The sequence below is a fragment of the Variovorax trehalosi genome (assembly GCF_051216415.1).
GTDB lineage: Bacteria > Pseudomonadota > Gammaproteobacteria > Burkholderiales > Burkholderiaceae_C > Variovorax.
Window position 1 is genome coordinate 408,924 of sequence record NZ_JBPJZG010000004.1, and the last position, 18,314, is coordinate 427,237.

Annotated in this window: 16 protein-coding genes; 8 read left to right on the top strand and 8 right to left on the bottom strand. The window is 67.7% G+C overall.

Annotated elements, in window-relative coordinates; all coding sequences use genetic code 11:
* Nucleotides 1-18: 18 nt before the first annotated feature.
* Nucleotides 19-1,026, bottom strand: coding sequence for a Bug family tripartite tricarboxylate transporter substrate binding protein (locus ACSFA7_RS17535; RefSeq protein ID WP_435500556.1), 1,008 nt, complete (start codon nucleotides 1,024-1,026; stop codon nucleotides 19-21).
* Between the two features lie 102 nt (nucleotides 1,027-1,128).
* Between ACSFA7_RS17535 and ACSFA7_RS17540 the strand changes: the two genes are divergently transcribed.
* Together ACSFA7_RS17540 and ACSFA7_RS17545 are read left to right on the top strand one after the other, a co-directional pair.
* Entirely contained in the window at nucleotides 1,129-2,037 is a 909-nt protein-coding gene (locus tag ACSFA7_RS17540) for a LysR family transcriptional regulator (RefSeq protein WP_435500557.1), read from the top strand.
* A 69-nt stretch (nucleotides 2,038-2,106) separates the two neighbouring features.
* On the top strand, nucleotides 2,107-2,814 hold the full coding sequence (locus tag ACSFA7_RS17545) for a DUF3053 domain-containing protein (protein ID WP_435500558.1): 708 nt from the start codon (nucleotides 2,107-2,109) through the stop codon (nucleotides 2,812-2,814).
* Here ACSFA7_RS17545 and thiL read toward each other — a convergent pair whose 3' ends face one another.
* The 5 genes from thiL to apaG all read right to left on the bottom strand — a co-directional run bounded on the left by thiL (nucleotide 2,815) and on the right by apaG (nucleotide 8,787).
* Nucleotides 2,815-3,774, bottom strand: coding sequence for a thiamine-phosphate kinase (thiL, locus tag ACSFA7_RS17550; protein WP_435500559.1), 960 nt, complete (start codon nucleotides 3,772-3,774; stop codon nucleotides 2,815-2,817). It lies immediately after the preceding gene.
* Between the two features lie 134 nt (nucleotides 3,775-3,908).
* On the bottom strand, nucleotides 3,909-5,117 hold the full coding sequence (locus tag ACSFA7_RS17555; RefSeq protein ID WP_435500560.1) for a YbdK family carboxylate-amine ligase: 1,209 nt from the start codon (nucleotides 5,115-5,117) through the stop codon (nucleotides 3,909-3,911).
* Nucleotides 5,114-6,385, bottom strand: coding sequence for a cation:proton antiporter (locus ACSFA7_RS17560; protein WP_435500561.1), 1,272 nt, complete (start codon nucleotides 6,383-6,385; stop codon nucleotides 5,114-5,116). The genes ACSFA7_RS17555 and ACSFA7_RS17560 overlap by 4 nt, the downstream gene beginning before the upstream one ends.
* Entirely contained in the window at nucleotides 6,382-8,364 is a 1,983-nt protein-coding gene (locus tag ACSFA7_RS17565) for a site-specific recombinase (protein WP_435500562.1), read from the bottom strand. Before ACSFA7_RS17565 ends, ACSFA7_RS17560 begins: the two co-directional genes overlap by 4 nt.
* Before the next feature lie 27 nt (nucleotides 8,365-8,391).
* Entirely contained in the window at nucleotides 8,392-8,787 is a 396-nt protein-coding gene (gene apaG, locus ACSFA7_RS17570; protein WP_013538994.1) for a Co2+/Mg2+ efflux protein ApaG, read from the bottom strand.
* A 59-nt stretch (nucleotides 8,788-8,846) separates the two neighbouring features.
* Between apaG and rpe the strand changes: the two genes are divergently transcribed.
* Complete coding sequence (rpe, locus tag ACSFA7_RS17575) at nucleotides 8,847-9,539, top strand: ribulose-phosphate 3-epimerase (RefSeq protein WP_206176942.1); 693 nt, start codon at nucleotides 8,847-8,849, stop codon at nucleotides 9,537-9,539.
* On the opposite strand, the gene ACSFA7_RS17580 is transcribed toward rpe, so the two are convergent.
* Nucleotides 9,529-9,801, bottom strand: coding sequence for a hypothetical protein (locus ACSFA7_RS17580; protein WP_435500563.1), 273 nt, complete (start codon nucleotides 9,799-9,801; stop codon nucleotides 9,529-9,531). The two genes, rpe and ACSFA7_RS17580, sit on opposite strands and share 11 nt — an antisense overlap.
* Nucleotides 9,802-9,957: 156 nt before the next feature.
* On the opposite strand from ACSFA7_RS17580, the gene ACSFA7_RS17585 reads away from it, so the two are divergent.
* The 3 genes from ACSFA7_RS17585 (at nucleotide 9,958) to ligD (ending at nucleotide 14,564) form a co-directional block, all read left to right on the top strand.
* The gene (locus ACSFA7_RS17585) at nucleotides 9,958-10,956 is read left to right on the top strand and encodes a succinylglutamate desuccinylase/aspartoacylase family protein (RefSeq protein ID WP_435500564.1); all 999 of its coding nucleotides are present in this window, start codon (nucleotides 9,958-9,960) and stop codon (nucleotides 10,954-10,956) included.
* Between the two features lie 65 nt (nucleotides 10,957-11,021).
* The gene (gene ku / locus ACSFA7_RS17590; RefSeq protein ID WP_435500565.1) at nucleotides 11,022-12,008 is read left to right on the top strand and encodes a non-homologous end joining protein Ku; all 987 of its coding nucleotides are present in this window, start codon (nucleotides 11,022-11,024) and stop codon (nucleotides 12,006-12,008) included.
* Nucleotides 12,009-12,020: 12 nt separating this feature from the next.
* Entirely contained in the window at nucleotides 12,021-14,564 is a 2,544-nt protein-coding gene (gene ligD / locus ACSFA7_RS17595) for a DNA ligase D (RefSeq protein ID WP_435500566.1), read from the top strand.
* 10 nt (nucleotides 14,565-14,574) lie between these two features.
* Here the strand turns inward: ligD and ACSFA7_RS17600 are convergent, their stop codons facing one another.
* Nucleotides 14,575-15,393: a transglutaminase-like domain-containing protein gene (locus ACSFA7_RS17600; RefSeq protein ID WP_435500567.1), complete on the bottom strand. Its 819-nt coding sequence runs from the start codon at nucleotides 15,391-15,393 to the stop codon at nucleotides 14,575-14,577.
* 286 nt (nucleotides 15,394-15,679) lie between these two features.
* On the opposite strand from ACSFA7_RS17600, the gene ACSFA7_RS17605 reads away from it, so the two are divergent.
* Together ACSFA7_RS17605 and katE are read left to right on the top strand one after the other, a co-directional pair.
* The gene (locus ACSFA7_RS17605) at nucleotides 15,680-15,832 is read left to right on the top strand and encodes a hypothetical protein (protein WP_435500568.1); all 153 of its coding nucleotides are present in this window, start codon (nucleotides 15,680-15,682) and stop codon (nucleotides 15,830-15,832) included.
* A 41-nt stretch (nucleotides 15,833-15,873) separates the two neighbouring features.
* On the top strand, nucleotides 15,874-18,069 hold the full coding sequence (gene katE, locus ACSFA7_RS17610) for a catalase HPII (protein WP_435500569.1): 2,196 nt from the start codon (nucleotides 15,874-15,876) through the stop codon (nucleotides 18,067-18,069).
* The last annotated feature ends 245 nt before the right edge of the window (nucleotides 18,070-18,314 follow it).

Below are 18,314 nucleotides of genomic sequence, written 5' to 3' on the forward strand. Positions count from 1 at the left end.
CCCTGTGTCTCTGGCCCGTCAGTCGAGCTTGATGTTGGCGACCTGGATCACCTTGGCCCACTTCTTCGTTTCGCTGCGGATGTAGGCCTCGAAGGCCTCGGTCGACGTTGGTGCGGGCTCCGCGCCGAGGTTGCGCATCGAGGCCTTGATCTGCTCGTCGCCGAGCGCGGCGTTGATCTCTGCATTGAGGCGCGCCACGATGGGCGCGGGCGTGCCGGCCGGCGCCACCACGCCGAACCAGCCGGTCGAGTCGTAGCCCGGCAGGCCCGCCTCGGCCACGGTGGGCACGTCGGGCAGCATCGGCACGCGCTGCGCGCTCGTCACCCCGAAGGCGATCAGCTTGCCGGCCCGGATCTGCTGCAGCGAGGCGGGCAGGTCGACCAGTGCGAGCTGCACCTGGCCCGCCATCGCATCGAGCGCGGCCGGGCCCGAACCGCGGTAGGGCACCTCGATCAGCTTCACGTCGGCCATCTGCGCGAAGAGCGCGGTCGACAGGTGCATCGCGGTGCCGTTGCCGCCGTGGCCCATCGAGATCGTGCCCGGCTTCGCCTTGGCCAGCGCGATCAGTTCGCGCAGCGTGCGCGCACCCACCGAGGGGTGCCCGACGATCACGAACGGCGTGGCGGCGACCATGCCGACCGGCTTGAAGTCCTTCACCGGGTCGAAGGGCATCTGCGGATAAAGGTTCACATTCGCGGTGAGCGCGCCGGCCGCGCCGAGGCCGAGCGTGTAGCCGTCGGCCGGCGCCTTCGCCACCAGCGTGAGGCCCACGTTGCCGCCTGCGCCGGGCCGGTTGTCCACCACCACCTGCTGGCCCAGCTTCTCGTTGAGCCGGGGCACCAGCATGCGCACCACCGCGTCGGCGCTCCCGCCGGGCGGAAATGTCACCACCATGCGGATCGGATGGGAAGGAAAGTCGGAAGCCGGGGCCTGTGCCAGGGCGGGCCCGCTCAGGAGGGTGAAGGCCGTGGCCAGCAGCAATTGCCTGCGAAGCGGTGGCGCCTTGCGGGCGATCGATGCTGTCATGGAGGGCTCCTTGATTGTCTTTTTACTTTGTTTGGAGCGATTGAACGCTGCGGAAATTCATTCGTAAATCGAGAAATTTCGTATCAAATATCAATTCACCTTATGAATGAAAACTTCAGTCCTACGTTCAGCCCGACGATTCGCCAGCTGCGCGCATTCCTCGCGGTGCACCAGTTGCGCAAGCTCAGCGCGGCCGCCCAAAGGCTGTTCGTTACCCAGTCGGCGGTGAGCATGCTGATCCGTCAGCTCGAGGAGGGGCTGGGCACGCGCCTGTTCGACCGCACCACGCGTTCGCTCAAGCCGACCGCGGCGGCCAACGAAATGCTGCCCACCGCGGAGCGCATCCTGCGCGACGTCGATTCGCTCTCGACCGGTTTTCGCGAACTGGCCACGCTCGAGCGGGGGCGTGTCTCCCTGGCCATCACGCCCACGCTCGCGACCTTCCTCTTGCCCGCGGCGATCCGCAGCTTCAGCGAAGAGCATCCGAAAGTTCGCGTGATGGTCAACGACTGCGCACCCGACCAGTTCATCTCGCGCATCCTCGGCGAGCACGTGGACTTCGGCATCGGCACGCCCGAGCGGCCCGGCGCCGAGGTCGAGGTGCAGCGGCTCATGCGCGACCACCTCGCACTCGTGTGCAGGAACGACCACCCGCTGGCCAAGGCGCGCGTGGTGCGGTGGATCGACCTGGGCGGCCATCCCGTCATCACCGTGCGGCCCGGTTACGGCGTGCGCCCGCTGATCGACGGCACCGCGGCGGACGCCGGCGTGGCGCTGGACGTCGTGAACGAGGTGTCCTTTCTCTCTACAGCACTCTGGATGACGGCCAGCGGCATGGGTGCGTCGATCATGCCCTCGGCTTTCGCGCGCGATGCGAACGATCCGTCCCTGGTGGTCAAGGTGCTCAGTGCGCCGCGTGTCTCGCGCGACATCTCGCTGGTCATCAAGCGCGGGCATTCGCTGTCGGTCGCGGCGCGCGCCTTCATCGATGCCATCAAGCGCAACATCTGAAGCGCCTGAACGTCATAGGCCGGACGTATGCTTGACGGGCCATCCATCCAGAGAAAACACTACGACACCATGAAGACCTTCGTTCGCTTCGCCACGCTGGGCTTGTGCCTCGCCTTCAGCTTCATGCTTGCGGCCTGCGGCAACAAGGAGGCCGAGCAGCGCACCGCCTTCATCGAGTTCCTCCAGACCCGCGTGCTCGACAAGCCGGGCCTGCGCGTGCCGTCTCCGAGCGAGGAACAGAAGGCGTCGTTCGGCGACTACGCCAAGCATTACGCGGTGATCACCGACTTCACCGAGGGCATGAACAAATCGGTGAGCCAGCCGATGGGCGAGGTCGTGGCCAAGGGCGCGCTGCGCTCCATCGGCGACCTGGCCACGCGCCGCGACGACCTCAAGGCCGCGAAGGAAGGCCTCGCGGGCCTGCGCACCGCGCTCGACCAGCAACTGGCCAAGGCCGATGCCGCACGCGCGCAGCTCAAGCAGCCCGATGACCTGAAGCAGGTCTACGACAAGGCCTACGAGAAGACCGTTTCGACGCCGGCCGCTACCTTCAAGGAGGTGTTCCCCGCGCTCGACGCCACCTTCGACGGCGCGCTGGCTGTGGGCGATTTCCTGCAGAAGAACAAGTCGAAGATCCAGATCTCCGGCGCGTCGGTGACGGTGACCGATCCGGCCTTGCAGGCGGAGCTCAACAAGATGCTGCAGAGCCTCAATGGCCAGTCGGCTGCCATCAATGCCGCGCAGCGCAAGATGCAGGCGGTGGTGCGCGGAAGCTGATCAGACGAAGTGGTCGAACGAGCCGAAGCGCTGCGACACCGGCGCGCCGCTTGCATCCACGATGCGCAGGCCTGCTTCGGCATCGATGCGGCCGATGCGCGTCACGCGCGTCGCGCTGTCCTTGCCGGCTTGCTCGACCGCTGCGCGTGCCGAGGGCGGTGCGGTGAACACCAGTTCGTAGTCGTCGCCGCCTGACAGCGCGCAGGTGCGCAGCATTTCGGCGCCGAGGCCGGGCGTGCCCGCCGCAGCCACCGTGCTCACGGCCGCATCGGCATCGAGCGTGGCGCCCACGTTGCTCGATCCGAGGATATGGCCCAGGTCGCCGACCAGCCCGTCGCTCACATCCACCGCCGACGATGCGATGCCGCGCAGCGCCTGCCCCAGCGCCACGCGCGGCGTGGGTTGCTCCATGCGCATACGGGCCTGGGCGAACGCATCGGCAGGCAGCGCGATCGTGCCGCGGAACACTTCGAGTGCCAGTCGCGCATCGCCGAGCGTGCCGCTGACCCAGATGTCGTCGCCGGCCCGCGCACTCGAGCGCAGCAGGGCCGCGCCGGCGGGCACTTCGCCGAATACGGTGATGCAGATGTTGAGCGGGCCGCGCGTGGTGTCGCCGCCCACGAGTTCGCAGCCGTGTTCGTCCGCGAGCGCGAAGAGGCCGCGTGAGAAACCTTCGAGCCAGTGCTCGTCCACGCCGGGCAATGCGAGCGCGAGCGTGAAGGCCAGCGGCTTCGCGCCGCAGGCCGCGAGGTCGCTGAGGTTCACCGCCAGCGCCTTGTGGCCGAGGCGCGCCGGCTCGACGGTCGAGAGAAAGTGCCGGCCCTCGACCAACATGTCGGAGGACACGGCGAGCTGCATGCCCGGTGCGGGCGCGAGCAAGGCGCAGTCGTCGCCGACGCCCAGCGGGGAGCGCTTGGCGGGGCGTTTGAAATAGCGTGTGATCAGGTCGAATTCACCCATGGGGTGCGAGCATAAGCGCTGCGTGGGACGGGTTTTTCTCGGAGGAGGGCAGGGTGGGGGCAAGCGGCGTGCCCATCGAGCGCTCTGCCCGCCCCCATCCAGCCTTCCCCCAGAGGGGGAAGGAACAAAAACCGTCAGGCCGCGCCGCGGAACCTGAGCGCTGCCTGCCTCACCACCTCTGCCAGCAGCCGCTCCTTCCCCTGCTTCTCCCGCAACCATCGCGCATCGTTGCGGTTGGCTTCCACGCTGGTGCGCAGTTCGCCCAGCGCCTGCGTGGCGTTGAGCGCCTCGCTGTGCCACTCGAGCTGCGTCATCGTCATGAGGATGTGGTCGCGCAGCGGCATGTGCTGGCCGCTGGCGGGGTCGACATACACCGCGTCCAGCCCGAAGCGGCAGGCCTGGAAGCGGTTGTAGGTGTAGACGAGGTAGTCGTCTTCGCAGGGCTCGAAGGGCTGTTCCTGCAGGAACCAGGCGGCGAGCGACTGCACGTAGCCCGCGAGCGCGGCGGCGCGTTCCACCGTGAGGGGCGTGTCGAACACGCGGATCTCGATGGTGCCGAACTCGGGCTTGGGGCGGATGTCCCAATAAAAGTCCTTCATGCTGCGCACGACGCCGGTGCGGGTCATGCGCTCGAAGTAGGCCTCGAACTCCTTCCAGCTCGTCGTGAACGGCGCGCGGCCCGAGAGCGGGAACGCGAACACCGAGTTCAGGCGCGCCGAGTCGAACTGCGTGTCCTGCCCCTGCACGAACGGCGAGGAGGCCGACAGCGCGATGAAGTGCGGGATGTAGCGCGACATGCGGTGCAGCATCAGCAAGGCCGAGTCCGCATCGGGGCAGCCGATGTGCACATGCTGGCCGAAGATGGTGAACTGCTTGCTCAGGTAGCCGTACAGCTCCGAGAGCTCCCGAAAGCGCGGCTTGTCGTAGATGCGCCGCTCGTGCCATTGCTGGAACGCATGCGTGCCGCCGCCGACCACCGCGATGTTGAGCTTGTCGGCGTTCTTGATCAGCGCCTCGCGAATGGGCGAGAGCTGCTTGATCACGTCCGCCGCCGAGTGGCAGATGTCTGTGGAGATCTCGATCATGCTCGAGGTCATCTCGGGCACCACGCTGCCGGGCAACGGAGTCTGCGCCATCAGGCGCAGCATGTCCTCGGCGTAGGGCGCGAGGTCGTAGTCGTGCGTGTTGACGAGCTGCAACTCGAGTTCCACGCCGAGCGACAGCGCTTCGGACTTGTTGAAGGGCTCGAGCTTGACTGCGCGGCTTTCGGGGTCGCTGGGCAGCGGAGCCGAGCGCACGTCGTCGCTGTCGGGGTCGATGGTGGTGGGCAGGGCGGTGCTCATCGCTGCGTATCCTCGGTAGTGCTGAATGCCCGGGGCGCCCAGGGCACCGAACTCTCGCCGACCGCATGGATGGCCACGGTGGCAAGCACGGCGCCCACCAGTTCCATCAGCAGGATCGACGGCAGGGCGACCTGCGTGATCATGGTGCCGAGCAGCGGCGACGCGGTGGCGAAATTCGATGCGATCAGAAGGGCGATCGACGACAGCGGCGACATCGCGCAGCCGACCCAGAAGGCCTGCTTCCAGCTCGCGCCGCTGCCAGGGTTGGCAATGGCCACGCCGGAAATCTTGGCGACCATGCGCACCCCGATCACGGCCAGCACCACGCTCGCCACCGGCAGCGTCCAGTCGGCCTGCGCCGCCACGATGGAGACCAGCACGAACATCAGCATGGTGAGCAGCGATGCCGCGGTGCCGAGCTGCCGTTGCCACGCCCAGGGCTTGGGGTTGAGCGTCTTGAGCAATACGCCGCCGATCAGCGCCGCAAGAGGCGCCGAGCCGCCGACGTGCGCGGTGAGCGCCGCGCCGGCCGCGATGAGTGCGAGCAGCAGGATCGAGGTGTTCTCGCTCGTCGGGCTCATCACGCGCAGCGCGGTGCGCAGGGCCAGCGCCATGATCGCGCCGACCACGAACGAGAGGCCGAGCACCACCGCCACCGGATAGAGCTTCTGCAGCATCGTCTGCGGCGCGCGTTCGATCAGGCCGGCCTGTGCATAGCCGAGCGCGAGCGCGTAGAAGGTGTTGAGCGTGGCCAGCGTCATCGCGCGTTCGGTGACAGGGCCGGCGGCGCGCGTGTCGATGATCACGCGGCTGAGCACGGCCGGCGAGGCGACGATGGCCATCAGCGCGATCGGGTTGGCCACGGGCTCGGGCAGGCCCAGCAGCGTCAGCACCCAGTACACGCCGAAGTAGGTCAGCGTGGCTTCAAGCAGGCTCTGCACCAGCACCATCGGGTTGTGGCGGAACCAGCGCAGCGGCAGCCGGCCGCCGGCCTCGAACAGCACCACGGCCACGCCCAGTTCAAGCAGGAACAGGCTGATGCCGCGCAACGGCCAGATCGCGCCTTCGAAGCCGGCAAAGCCGACGACGGTGCCGACCAGCGAGTAGCCGACGACCTTGGGCAGGCCCAGGTAGCGTTGCACCAGGTGGCCGGAGGCCGCGGCGGCCGCCAGCAGCAGCGACCACAGGATGGTGGGCAGGCCGGCCGAGGGGCGTACCCATTCGGACCAAAAGCCCAGCAGATCGTTGATGAAGCTCGTCAAATTCATGCAGGTAGAAAGAAGCTCACAGGCCGGCTGCGCCAGCGCGCCCAGATGGCGCTGCGGATGCGTGCGCGGTCACCCAGGCTCACGCTGTGCGCGCGCAGCGCGAGGCGGAATGCGAAATAGAAACTCACGCTCACATTGAGCGCGCCGATCACCGGGATCGCCGCCACCGCCCACCAGAGGGCAGGCTGCTGCAGCACCGACAGGCCCGTGGACGCCGCAGCCGCGGCGATCTGCCCGGCCGAGAGTGTCACGTGGCGCACATCCAGCCCGAGCCCGAAGAAACCCGCGAACGCGGGAAGCAGTCCGAGCATGAGTCCCAGCGAGATGTTGGAGGCGAAGCCTGAGATGTGTGTGCGCATGAAGGTGGCCCAGCGGCGAGCCCGGGCGGCACCCAGAAAGGCGCCGATGCGTGGGTTGTAACGCATGGCGGAGTCCAGGCGATGCAGGACAAAGGCGTTTTCTGTCCATCCGGCGACGATGCTGGCCGAAAACAGCAGGATGCCGGTGATTGCCGCGAAAAGTGCGGTCGGCCCGGCGAGCGAGAGCGAATTCAGCGTGGCGGCGGCATGCGCCGCGTCGAGCAGAGGCCGACCGAGCGCGTACTGCAGCAGGAGCGCGAGAGCGACCATCGCCGGCACCACCACCAGCACGTTGCCCAGCACCGCGGCCACCTGCGAGCGCACGAGGTTGGCCACCTCGTCGACGAAATCGTCCACCGCGCCGTCCGCCTTGATGTCGCGCAGCCGCGCCGCGAGCGCCGGCGCCGTCATCGCGGGCTGCTTGGTGGCGAGCGTCAGGTGCAGCAGCTGGATCGCGACGAAGCTCGCCGCATACATGAGGCCCGAGGCGAGGCCCGCCCAGAAGGCCGACAGCGCCAGTGCGTAGATGCCGAACTTGAGCAGCACCGTCACCGCCGTGAGCGCGCCGCCGCCCGCGGCCTTCTTCACCATCTGCAGGTAGCTCGCGCGGTCGCGGGTGATGTAGTGCTCGCCGGTCTCGGCGCTGCGCTCGGTCACCTTGGCAGCGAGCATCGACGAGTTCGAGGCGACCAGCGCGCGGATGCTGTTGCGCTCGCCGCCCGCGAGCACCAGCTTGCCGATGAGCCGCGCCACGCTGGGCGCGGGCACGGGCGACATCAGGCAGTCGAGCAGCTCGCGGATGCGCAGCACGCGCTCGCGCAGCTGGCGCAGGCGGAACACCAGGCCGACCGAGATGCCGTTGTCCTCTAGGTGCGTGTAGACCGATGCGGCACTGGCGCGGCAGGCATCGAGCCGGTCGCGGAAGGCCACGAAGGCGGCCTGCAATGCTTCTTCGCTTTCTGCGCCCGCGGGTTGCTCGAACATCTGCTCGCGCAGTTCGTCGAGGTCGGCCATCAGCGCGTGGAAGGAGCGCGCCTCGTGGTGTTCCGGGTTCATGCGCAGGCGCAGCTCCGGCGAGAAACCGGCCGCCACCACCTGGCTGCTGCAATAGGTGACCGCATCCATCACGGTATGGCGCCAGCGCGGCGCGCCGCCGGCATCCACCGTCGCGTCGGCCAGCAGCGCGCCGATGCGGGCGAGCTGGGTTTCGTCGAGCAGCGCGATCCAGCCCGCATCGAACACGCCGGGCAGCACCATGCGGAACAGGTCCGACGCATCGGTGGTCTCGGGCGTGCCCGGCAGGATCTTGCGGCGCAGCCTTTCGCTCAGTTCGCTCACGAACGCGGTGCGCGGCGCGAAGCCGTAGTCGGCCAGCAGCGTGGTCAGGTCGACCGACTGGGTGAACACGCGCCACCAGGCGCGCAGCCGCTCGCGCAGCTCGGGGCGCGCCTCGATGGCGTCGAGCAGCAGCGACACGCGGCCCATGGCCGCCTGCGGCGAGGCGCGGTCGCCGCGCAGCCAGTCGAAGCAATTGATGAGCCAGATGTGGCGCTGCGCCACATCGGCCGTGGGGTCGAGGCCGGCGAGCAGCCCCTGCAAGTCGCGCGATGCGGCAGCCATGGGGGGAGCGGGGAAAAGAGGGCGTGCCTAGTGCAGCACGCGAGAGACAGGGGCACCGCCGATATCGGCTTCGAGCACGAACATTGGAACCGGAACGTCGAATCGCTCGCCTTCCTCTGTCACCACGAAGAAGCTGCCGTGCATCGTGCCGCTGGCGGCCTGCAGCCGGCATCCGCTCGTGTAGCGGAACGATTCGCCGGGCGCCAGCAGCGGCTGCTGGCCGATCACGCCAAGGCCCTTCACTTCCTGCGGATGGCCCGAGGCGTCGTTGATGAGCCAGTGACGCGCGATCAGTTGCGCGCCGACCGTGCCCACGTTGGTGATGGTGATCGTGTAGGAGAAGGTGTAGACATCGTCCTTCGGGGAGGACTGGTCGGCCAGGTAACGCGGTTCGACCTGGACGCTGAAGGGGCTGTGTGACATGGGGCGGATGGTAACGGAGGCCTTTCCTCGGACTTCCGCTCGCTGCGAGAATCCGGGGTATGAGCACCCCGTTCCGCATCGCCCCCTCCATCCTTTCCGCCGACTTCGCGCACCTCGGCCAGGAACTGACCGACGTGATCGCCGCCGGTGCCGACTGGATCCATTTCGACGTGATGGACAACCATTACGTGCCGAACCTGACCTTCGGCCCGATGATCTGCCAGGCGCTCAAGCCCTACGCCAAGACGGCCGACGGCACGCCGGTGCCGATCGACGTGCACCTGATGATCCAGCCGGTCGACGCCCTGGCGGCCTCTTTCGCGCAAGCGGGCGCCGACTACATCAGCTTCCACCCCGACGCATCGCCCCATGTGCACCGCAGCATCCAGGCCATCAAGGCCGCGGGCTGCAAGGCCGGGCTGGTGTTCAACCCGGGGCTGGGTCTCGAGGCGCTCGACTGGGCCATCGACGACATCGACCTGATCCTCATCATGAGCGTGAACCCCGGCTTTGGCGGCCAGAGCTTCATCGACTCGGCCCTGCGCAAGATCGAACTCGCGCGCAAGCGCATCGAGCAGAGCGGGCGCGACATCCGCCTGGAGGTGGACGGCGGCATCAAGGCCGACAACATCGCGCGCGTGGCCTCGGCCGGCGCCGACACCTTCGTGGCCGGCAGCGCGATCTTCAATGCCAAGGACTACGGCGCGGTGATCGGCGAGATGCGCAAGCAGCTCGCCACCGTCAGCGCCTGACCTTGTCGTTGTAGACGCGGTCGGCCTCCGGCCCGCGGTCGGTGTCCACCACGCCGCGCTCCACGTCTTCATGCGCCTGGCGGCCCACCTTGGTGGGCTGGCCGTCCGGGGTCTGCTGGCTGTCCGAGGACTGGTCGTGCTCGTGCGGCAGGCGCGGCGCCGATTCGCCGCCCTGTTCGACCTTGGTCTTGCCGCCGCCCGCGTCCTTCGTCGCGTCCTTGGGATCGGTGGGCGGGGTCTTGGTGGTCTTGGCTTGGGTCATGCGATGGCTCCTTCGTGGCTTTGCAGGCAAGCCTGCGCCGGTGGGGCCGCACGGGCGGTAGGACATGCAAGGCAGGCCCTGTAGGTGTCCGCTCGGGCGCTATGAAACCCATAGCGGCTTTGCCTCCGACGAAGGGCCTCCGCAATAATGGTCCGCATGTCTTCCGATCCTTTTGCCGGCGTGGCGACCGACAGCCTGCGCATCCACACCTTCGCCTCGCTCCACCCCGGTCCCCGACTGCTCGTGATCGGCGGCGTGCACGGCGACGAGACCTGCGGCACCGCGGGCATCGAGCGCATCCTGGCCGAGTTCGATGTCGGCACGCTGCAGCTGCAGCGCGGCGAGTTGACGCTGGTGCCCGTGGCCAACCCGCTCGCGCGCCGGCGCCTGCAGCGCGAAGGCGAGCGCAATCTCAACCGCCTGTTCCGTCCGACCGAGGCACCCGCTGACTACGAAGCCCGCATCACCAACCGCCTCGCGCCGGTCATCGCGCGCCACGAGGTGTTGCTCGACCTGCACTCCTTCCAGAGCGAGGGCGAGGCCTTCGCAATGATCGGCCCGCGCGACAACACCGGCACGCTGGAGCCCTTTGCCCGTTCGCACGAAGAGGGCCAGCTCGCGCTGCACATCGGCACGCCCATCGTGGTGGAAGGTTGGCTCGACATCTACGCCGCCGGCCTTGCGCAGCGCGCGGGTGGTGCGCCGGCCGACGAGGCCGCGCTCGACTTCGGCCGCGGCACCAACGAATACATCCGCAGCTGCGGCGGCTACGGCGTCACGCTCGAATGCGGCCAGCACCAGGATCCGCAGGCGCCCGAGGTGGCGTGGCGCGCCATTCGCCGCACGCTCGCGCTGCTGGGCATGGCGCCGCTGCCGGCCGGTCTGCCGGCCGCATCGGCGCAGCCCCAACTGCTGCGCCTGGCCAGCGTGACCGACCGCCTGCATGAAGAAGACAGCTTCGTGCGCGACTGGGCCACCTTCGACGAGGTGCAGCGCGGCGAACCCATCGGCATGCGCCACGACGGCACGCTGGTGAGCGCGCCGGACGACGGTTTCATCGTGTTCCCCAACGCATTGGCGCTGCCGGGCGCCGAGTGGTTCTACTTCGCGCATCCGAGCGAACGCGTGCTCGGGCCGGTGGCCGTCACGGCCTGACGCCGCGTTCCTACACCGCGCGGCCAGGGGCGCGGCACACATTCCGAATCTGAAGGAGTGTGCCCATGCCCGTCTCGAAAAAGTCCCCCGCGCCGCGCGTCCTGTGGAAGGGCGCCATCAGCTTCGGCCTGGTCCACATCCCGGTGGCGCTCTACTCGGCCACCACCGACCACGGCATCGACTTCGACTGGCTCGACAAGCGCAGCATGGACCCGGTCGGCTACAAGCGCATCAACAAGAAGACCGGCAGGGAAATCGCGCGCGAGAACATCGTCAAGGGCGTGGAATACGAAGACGGCGAGTACGTGGTGCTCAGCGACAAGGAAATCGCGGCCGCCTACCCCAAGACCACGCAGACCATCGAGATCGAGACCTTCGTGCCGGCCAACGGCATTCCGTTCGTGTACCTGGAACGGCCCTATTACGTGGCGCCGATCAACAAGGGCGCCAAGGTCTACGCACTGCTGCGCGAAACCTTGCAGCGCAGCGAGCGCGTGGGCGTGGCCCGTGTCGTGATCCAGACCAAGCAGCATCTCGCGGTGCTCGTGCCCGTTGGCCCCGGCCTCGTGCTGAACCTGCTGCGCTGGGGCGCTGACATCCGTCCCTGGAAAGACCTGCCGCTGCCGTCCGAAGACGCGAAGAAAGCCGGCCTCACCGAGCGCGAACTCAAGATGGCCAAGCAGCTCGTCGAGGACATGAGCGGCGACTGGGATCCGATGGAATTCAAGGACGAGTTCAAGGACGAAATCCTGCGCCTGGTCGACCGCAAGGTGAAGGCCGGCCAGACCGAGACGGTGATGCAGCCCGAGCCTGAAGAGGGCCAGTCCACCGAGGGCAAGGGCGCCAAGATCATCGACCTCACCGAGCTGCTGCAGCGCAGCCTGCGCAACAAGGGCGGGAAGACGAAGGCTGCGGCCAACGACGACGAAGAGGACGAAGAAGACGAGCCCGCGCCACGCGCCAAACCTGCGGCAAAGAAGCGAAAGCCTGCCGCAAAGGCTGCCTCGAAAACGGCATCGAAGACGACCACCCGGCATCGCCGCGCAGCCTGAGGCGCCTTCGCCATGGGGACCCGCACCGCATCGACCGCGCACAAGGCGCTCTCGCGTTATCACGGCAAGCGCGATTTCTCGCGCACGCCCGAGCCCAAGGCGGGCGGCCGCGCGGGCAAGGGCGTGTTGTCCTTCGTCATCCAGAAGCACCACGCGAGCCATCTGCACTACGACTTCCGGCTCGAACTCGACGGCACGCTCAAGAGCTGGGCCGTACCGAAGGGGCCGTGCCTCGATCCGACGGTCAAGCGCATGGCGGTGCATGTCGAGGACCATCCGATCTCGTATGCGGACTTCGAAGGCACCATTCCGCCCAAGCAGTACGGCGCCGGCACCGTCATCGTGTGGGACCGCGGCGACTGGCTACCCGATGGCGACGCGCGCAAGGCACTTGCGGCCGGCAAGCTCAAGTTCGAATTGCGTGGCGAGAAGCTCAAGGGCCACTGGACGCTGGTGCGCATGCATGGCAAGGGCGACGAGAAGCACGAGCCGTGGCTGCTCATCAAGGAGCGCGATGACCAGGCGCGCGATCTTGCCGACTACGACGTGCTCGAAGACCAGCCCGCAAGCGTGCTGACCGGCCGCGGCGTGGACGAGGTGGACAGTCCGCCGAAGAAGGTGGCAGCCAAGGCGCCGGCGAAGAAAGCGACGGCAAAGAAACCCGCGAAGAAATCCACCAGGAAAGTCGCACTGCCTGCCACCTTCCAGCCCCAGCTCGCCACCCTCGCAGCCTCTCCTCCGTCATCCCCCGGCGACTGGCTCTACGAGCTCAAGTTCGACGGCTACCGCCTGCTCGCCCGCATCGACAAGGGCAAGGTGCGCTGCTTCACCCGCAACGGCCACGACTGGACGGACAAGCTGCCCGCGCTCGCCAAGGCCCTGGCGAAGCTGCCGACCGATTCGGCGTGGCTCGACGGCGAGATCACCGTCGAAGGCGACAACGGCGCACCCGACTTCCAGGCGCTGCAGAACGCCTTCGACCGTGGCGCCACCTCGTCCATCGTGTACTGGCTGTTCGACGCGCCCTTTCTCGACGGGCAAGACCTGCGCGACGAGCCGGTCGAGGAACGGCGTGCGCACCTGGCCCGCCTGCTCGGCAAGCGGCCACCGGCACCGCTGCGCCTGAGCGACGCTTTCGATGCATCGCCGCGCGACCTGCTTGCGTCCTCCGCGCGCATCGGCTTCGAGGGCATCGTGGGCAAGCTCAAGGGCTCGCCCTACGTCTCGCGTCGCTCGGCCGACTGGATCAAGCTCAAGAACCAGCAGCGCCAGGAGTTCGTGATCGGCGGCTACACGGCGCCCAAGGGCACGCGCTCGGGGTTCGGCGCGCTGCTGCTGGGCGTGCACGACGACAAGGGGCGGCTGCGCTATTGCGGCAACGTGGGCACCGGCTTCAACGCGGATCGCCTTGCCGACATCAAGAGCCGGCTGGACAAGCTGACCACCGACCACTGCCCCTTCGACCCCGCGCCGGACGGCGTGAACGCGAAGGCGCATTGGGTCAAGCCCACGCTCGTGGCCGAGGTCTCTTTCGGCGAATGGACGCGCGAAGACCGTGTGCGTCAGGCGGTGTTCCAGGGGCTGCGCGCCGACAAGCCCGCGCGCGGCATCGTGCGCGAACGGGCAACGCAACCGGACACACCACCCGCGAAGAAGCAAGGAGCGAAGAAACCCATGGCGCTGAAGATCTCCCATGCCGACCGCGTGATCGACGCGAAGAGCGGCATCACCAAGGGCGAGCTCGCCGCCTACTACGACGCCGTAGGCGCGCTCATGCTGCCGCACCTGCGCGGGCGTCCGGTGTCGTTGGTGCGCGCGCCCGACGGCGTGGGGGGCGAGCTGTTCTTCCAGAAGCACATCCAGAACCGCGAGATACCCGGCGTGAATCTGCTGGACCCCGCGCTCGACCCGGGCCACGAGCCGCTGCTGCAGATCGACAGCAAGACCGGGCTCATCGGCGCCGCGCAGATGAACGTCATCGAGCTGCACACCTGGAACGCCACCTCGCGCGCCATCGACCGGCCCGACCGCATGACCTTCGACCTCGACCCCGGCGAAGGCGTCGGCTGGCCGCAGATCCAGGAGGCGACGATGCTGGTGCGCACGCTGCTCGACGAGCTGGGCCTGCCGTCGTTCCTCAAGACCAGCGGCGGCAAGGGCCTGCATGTGGTGGTGCCGATCCGCCGGCAGTACGGCTGGGACGAGGTCAAGGGGTTCTCGCAGGCCGTGGTGGTGCACCTGGCACAGACCATTCCGGACCGCTTCGTCGCCAAGAGCGGACCGCGCAACCGCGTGGGCAAGGTGTTCGTCGATTACCTGCGCAATGGATTCGGCGCGACGACGGTCAGCGCGTGGTCGGCGCGGTCGCGTCCGGGGCTCGGCGTGTCGGTGCCGGTCGCATGGGACGAACTGCCCACGCTCACTGGCGCGGCGCAATGGACCATCGCCAACGTGGCCGATCGCTTCGCCACCGGCAACAAGCCGTGGGCCGCAATGGAGCGTAGCCGCAAGGGGCTGGCGGCGGCCATGAAGATGCTCGGCTACAAGCCGGCGTAGCGCCCCGACGCTACTGCAGCACTTCCTCCGTCGTCACATCGAAGCGTTCCAGCGTGTTCGCGCCGAACACCATCGTGATCGGCACGTCCGCCGCATCGCGTCCGCGCGCCATCACGATGCGGCCGATGCGCGGCGTGTTGTGGCGCGCATCGAAGGTGTGCCAGCGGTCGCCCAGGTACACCTCGAACCATGCGCTGAAGTCCATCGGATAGCGTACCGGTGGAATGCCGATGTCGCCCAGGTAGCCAGTGACGTAGCGCGCCGGGATGTTCATGCAGCGGCACAGCGTGATCGCCAGGTGCGCGAAATCGCGGCAGACGCCCGTGCCTTCGCGAAAGCCCTCGAGCGCGGTGCGCGTGGCGCGGGCGTTCTGGTAGTCGAAGCGCAGGTGGCCATGCACGAAGTCGCAGATCGCCTGCACGCGGCCCCAGCCCGGCGCCACGTTCGCGAAACGGGCCCAGGCGAACTGCAGCAATTCGCTGTCGACCTCGCAGTAGCGGCTGGGCAGCACGAAAGGCAGCGTGTCCACCGGCAGGTCGGCCGCTGCGTGCTCGATGGCGCCCAGGTCGATGGGGTCGGGCGCGCCGGTGTCGAACACGGTCGCGTGGTTGCGCAGCCGCACGCTGCTGACGCCCAGTGGCACGTGCACGCGCGCGCACTGGTTGCCGAAGCTGTCGGTGTAATGGTCGGTGGTGAGCGGCGGGCTGATGGTGATGTTCTCGCTGCCCTGGATGTCGGCGGCGCGCGAGGGGTGCACCTGCAGCATGTAGATCAGCGCGGTGGGGGCGGTGACGCCCAGCTGGATGTCGTAGCCGATCCTGATCTGCATTGGATTTCTTCCCTGGATGAACCAACCGGTGAGGCGACCGGTGCGCGTGAGACGCCGAGAACACGACAAGCACGATCAGTGCCGTCTTCGACCCATGCTATGCGACAGAGGTGTCCGAAGCCGCGCGCCACATTCCGCAAACCCTCGTAGGCGGCCGCTGTAGTCGCGCTCCTACCGCCGGGGCGCACGCCCTCCCACATGCGAGGGCGGGGCGCCACTACGGGTAACAGACGGTGCAAAACATAACCTTCGGGGTCTGTTCAGAGAGTTTCCTTGGAGGGAAATCATGGAGTTTGCAACCCTGTTCGATTCGCTCACCGGTGCGTGGGGCGACGAGATCCTCATCTGGGCCGTCGCCGCCGTCGCGGGCTGCATCTGCCTCGTCGCCGTGGTCAACGTGCTCGACATGTTCCTCGACAACCCCAACGAAATGGGCTGAGCGCCTTCACCCATCTCTCCATGAAAGATTCCAGGTCCCCGATGACGCCACAGAACAAAGCCGCTGCAGGTCGCCGCGCCAATGCCACCAAGACCACCAGGTCCGGTGACGGCCGAAACGCCAAGCAGCTGCAGCTTGATGGCTTCACCACCGAGCATCCCACGCACCTGACCACCAACCAGGGGCTGCAGATCCCGGACAACCACAACTCGCTGAAGGCGGGCGTGCGGGGACCCACGCTGCTCGAAGACTTCATCCTGCGCGAGAAGATCACGCACTTCGACCACGAGCGCATTCCCGAGCGCGCGGTGCATGCGCGCGGCTCGGCGGCGCATGGCTATTTCCAGGTCTACAAGTCGATGTCGCAGTTCACCTCGGCCGATTTCCTGCAGGACCCGGACGTGAAGACGCCCGTTTTCGTGCGCTTCTCGACGGTGGCCGGCGAACGCGGATCCGCCGATACGGTGCGCGATGTGCGCGGCTTCGCCGTCAAGTTCTACACGCGCGAAGGCAACTACGACCTGGTGGGCAACAACATCCCGGTGTTCTTCATCCAGGACGCGATGAAGTTTCCCGACCTCGTCCACGCCGTCAAGCCCGAGCCGCACCACGCGATGCCGCAGGCCGCGAGCGCGCACGACACGTTCTGGGATTTCGCCTCGCTCATGCCCGAGACCACCCACATGCTGATGTGGGCGATGAGCGACCGCGCCATTCCGCGCAGCTATCGGATGATGGAGGGCTTTGGCGTCCACACCTTCCGCTTCGTCAACAGCCGCGGCGAGAGCCACTTCGTGAAGTTCCACTGGAAGCCCAAGCTCGGCATCCACGGCCTGGTGTGGGACGAGGCACAGAAGATCGCCGGCAAGGACGCCGACTTCCACCGCCGCGACCTGTGGGAGGCCATCGAGAACGGCGACTTCCCCGAATGGGAGCTGGGCGTGCAGATCATTCCGGCCGACAAGGAGCACTCGCTCGGCTTCGACCTGCTCGACCCCACCAAGTTGATCCCGGAAGAGATGGTGCCCGTGCAGAAGATCGGCAGGCTGGTGCTCGACCGCAACCCCGACAACTTCTTCGCCGAGACCGAGCAGGTGGCCTTCCATCCCGGCCACGTGGTGCCCGGCATCGACTTCAGCAACGACCCGCTGCTGCAGGGGCGCCTCTTCTCGTACACCGACACGCAGATCTCTCGCCTGGGCGGCGCGAACTTCCACGAACTGCCGATCAACAAGGGCGTGTGCCCGTTCCACAACTTCCAGCGCGACGGCATGCACCGCCAGACCATCGCGCGCGGCCAGGTGGCCTATGAGCCCAACACGCTGGGCAGCGGCACCGAGTTCCGCGTCGATGGCGGCAGCAACGGCTTCCAGTCGTTCCCCGAGGAAATCGATGCGCCCAAGGTGCGCCGCCGGAGCCCCTCGTTCGACGACCACTTCACGCAGGCGCGCCTGTTCTTCAACAGCCAGAGCGCGGCCGAGAAGGAACACATCATTGCGGCCTTCCGCTTCGAGCTTTCCAAGCTCGAGGTGCCGGCCATCCGCCAGCGCATGGTCGACAACCTCGCGCATGTGGACGAAAAGCTCGCGCGCCGCGTGGCCGAGCCGCTGGGCATCGGCGAGCCCGATGCCAAGGCGGCGGCGGGCCGCTCGGGCTTTCGCGACCACCGCATCGCGCTGCCGATCGACGAGTCGCCCGCGCTCAGCATGGCCGACACGGGCGATGGCTCGATCCGCACCCGCAAGATCGCGATCCTGGTGGCGGACGGCGTCGATTCGGCGTCGCTCAAGCCGATCCGCGAAGCGCTCGAACAGGCCGGCGCGCAATGCAAGATCGTTGGCCCGCGCCTGGGCACCGTGGCCAGTGCGTCCAAGCGCCAGATCGATGTCGACATGACGTTCGCGAACACCCCCTCGGTGATGTTCGATGCGGTGCTGGTGCCGGCAGGCACCGACAGCGCGGCCGCGATGGCGGCAACGGGCGATGCAGTGCACTTCGTGCTGGAGGCCTACAAGCATTGCAAGGCGATCTGCACGGTGGGCGAGGGCGTGCAGCTGCTTTCGACGCTGGGCATCGGCGCGGACAGCGACGCGCCCTCGGGCGTCGTCGTGGCCGCCACGCCGGTCACCAACCTCGGCGACACCACGGCCGCCACGCAGATCGCGCAGAACTTCATCGCGGCGATCGCGAAGCATCGCCACTGGGACCGCGCCAACATCGACGCGGTGCCGGCCTGACAAGCGGTCGAGGCCGATCCGCCGGGCGCTCTCGTGCCCGGCGTGCGTGAGCCGCGTCTCGCGCACCACTCGGACTGCGTTTGAACTTCGCGCCGTCACGCGTTGACGGCGTTGCGCTGCGCCGTGCGCGAGCTGCCCACGGCAGGGCCGCGCTCGCGCAGTCACCCAAGTGCAATCGGGGTTACTCGGGGATGACACACAAGGAACATAGAACAGCCGCTGCACGCCCGCTCGCTGTTTCTTAT

Bases quoted from the DNA above. Each gene is read 5' to 3' on its own strand.
- ACSFA7_RS17560 (WP_435500561.1), bottom strand. From the start codon at position 6,385: ATGAATTTGACGAGCTTCATCAACGATCTGCTGGGCTTTTGGTCCGAA.
- ACSFA7_RS17545 (WP_435500558.1), top strand. From the start codon at position 2,107: ATGAAGACCTTCGTTCGCTTCGCCACGCTGGGCTTGTGCCTCGCCTTC.
- ACSFA7_RS17565 (WP_435500562.1), bottom strand. From the start codon at position 8,364: ATGGCTGCCGCATCGCGCGACTTGCAGGGGCTGCTCGCCGGCCTCGAC.
- ACSFA7_RS17535 (WP_435500556.1), bottom strand. From the start codon at position 1,026: ATGACAGCATCGATCGCCCGCAAGGCGCCACCGCTTCGCAGGCAATTG.
- ligD (WP_435500566.1), top strand. From the start codon at position 12,021: ATGGGGACCCGCACCGCATCGACCGCGCACAAGGCGCTCTCGCGTTAT.
- ACSFA7_RS17580 (WP_435500563.1), bottom strand. From the start codon at position 9,801: ATGACCCAAGCCAAGACCACCAAGACCCCGCCCACCGATCCCAAGGAC.
- ACSFA7_RS17540 (WP_435500557.1), top strand. From the start codon at position 1,129: ATGAATGAAAACTTCAGTCCTACGTTCAGCCCGACGATTCGCCAGCTG.
- katE (WP_435500569.1), top strand. From the start codon at position 15,874: ATGACGCCACAGAACAAAGCCGCTGCAGGTCGCCGCGCCAATGCCACC.
- ACSFA7_RS17600 (WP_435500567.1), bottom strand. From the start codon at position 15,393: ATGCAGATCAGGATCGGCTACGACATCCAGCTGGGCGTCACCGCCCCC.
- rpe (WP_206176942.1), top strand. From the start codon at position 8,847: ATGAGCACCCCGTTCCGCATCGCCCCCTCCATCCTTTCCGCCGACTTC.
- ACSFA7_RS17605 (WP_435500568.1), top strand. From the start codon at position 15,680: ATGGAGTTTGCAACCCTGTTCGATTCGCTCACCGGTGCGTGGGGCGAC.
- thiL (WP_435500559.1), bottom strand. From the start codon at position 3,774: ATGGGTGAATTCGACCTGATCACACGCTATTTCAAACGCCCCGCCAAG.
- ACSFA7_RS17555 (WP_435500560.1), bottom strand. From the start codon at position 5,117: ATGAGCACCGCCCTGCCCACCACCATCGACCCCGACAGCGACGACGTG.
- ku (WP_435500565.1), top strand. From the start codon at position 11,022: ATGCCCGTCTCGAAAAAGTCCCCCGCGCCGCGCGTCCTGTGGAAGGGC.
- apaG (WP_013538994.1), bottom strand. From the start codon at position 8,787: ATGTCACACAGCCCCTTCAGCGTCCAGGTCGAACCGCGTTACCTGGCC.
- ACSFA7_RS17585 (WP_435500564.1), top strand. From the start codon at position 9,958: ATGTCTTCCGATCCTTTTGCCGGCGTGGCGACCGACAGCCTGCGCATC.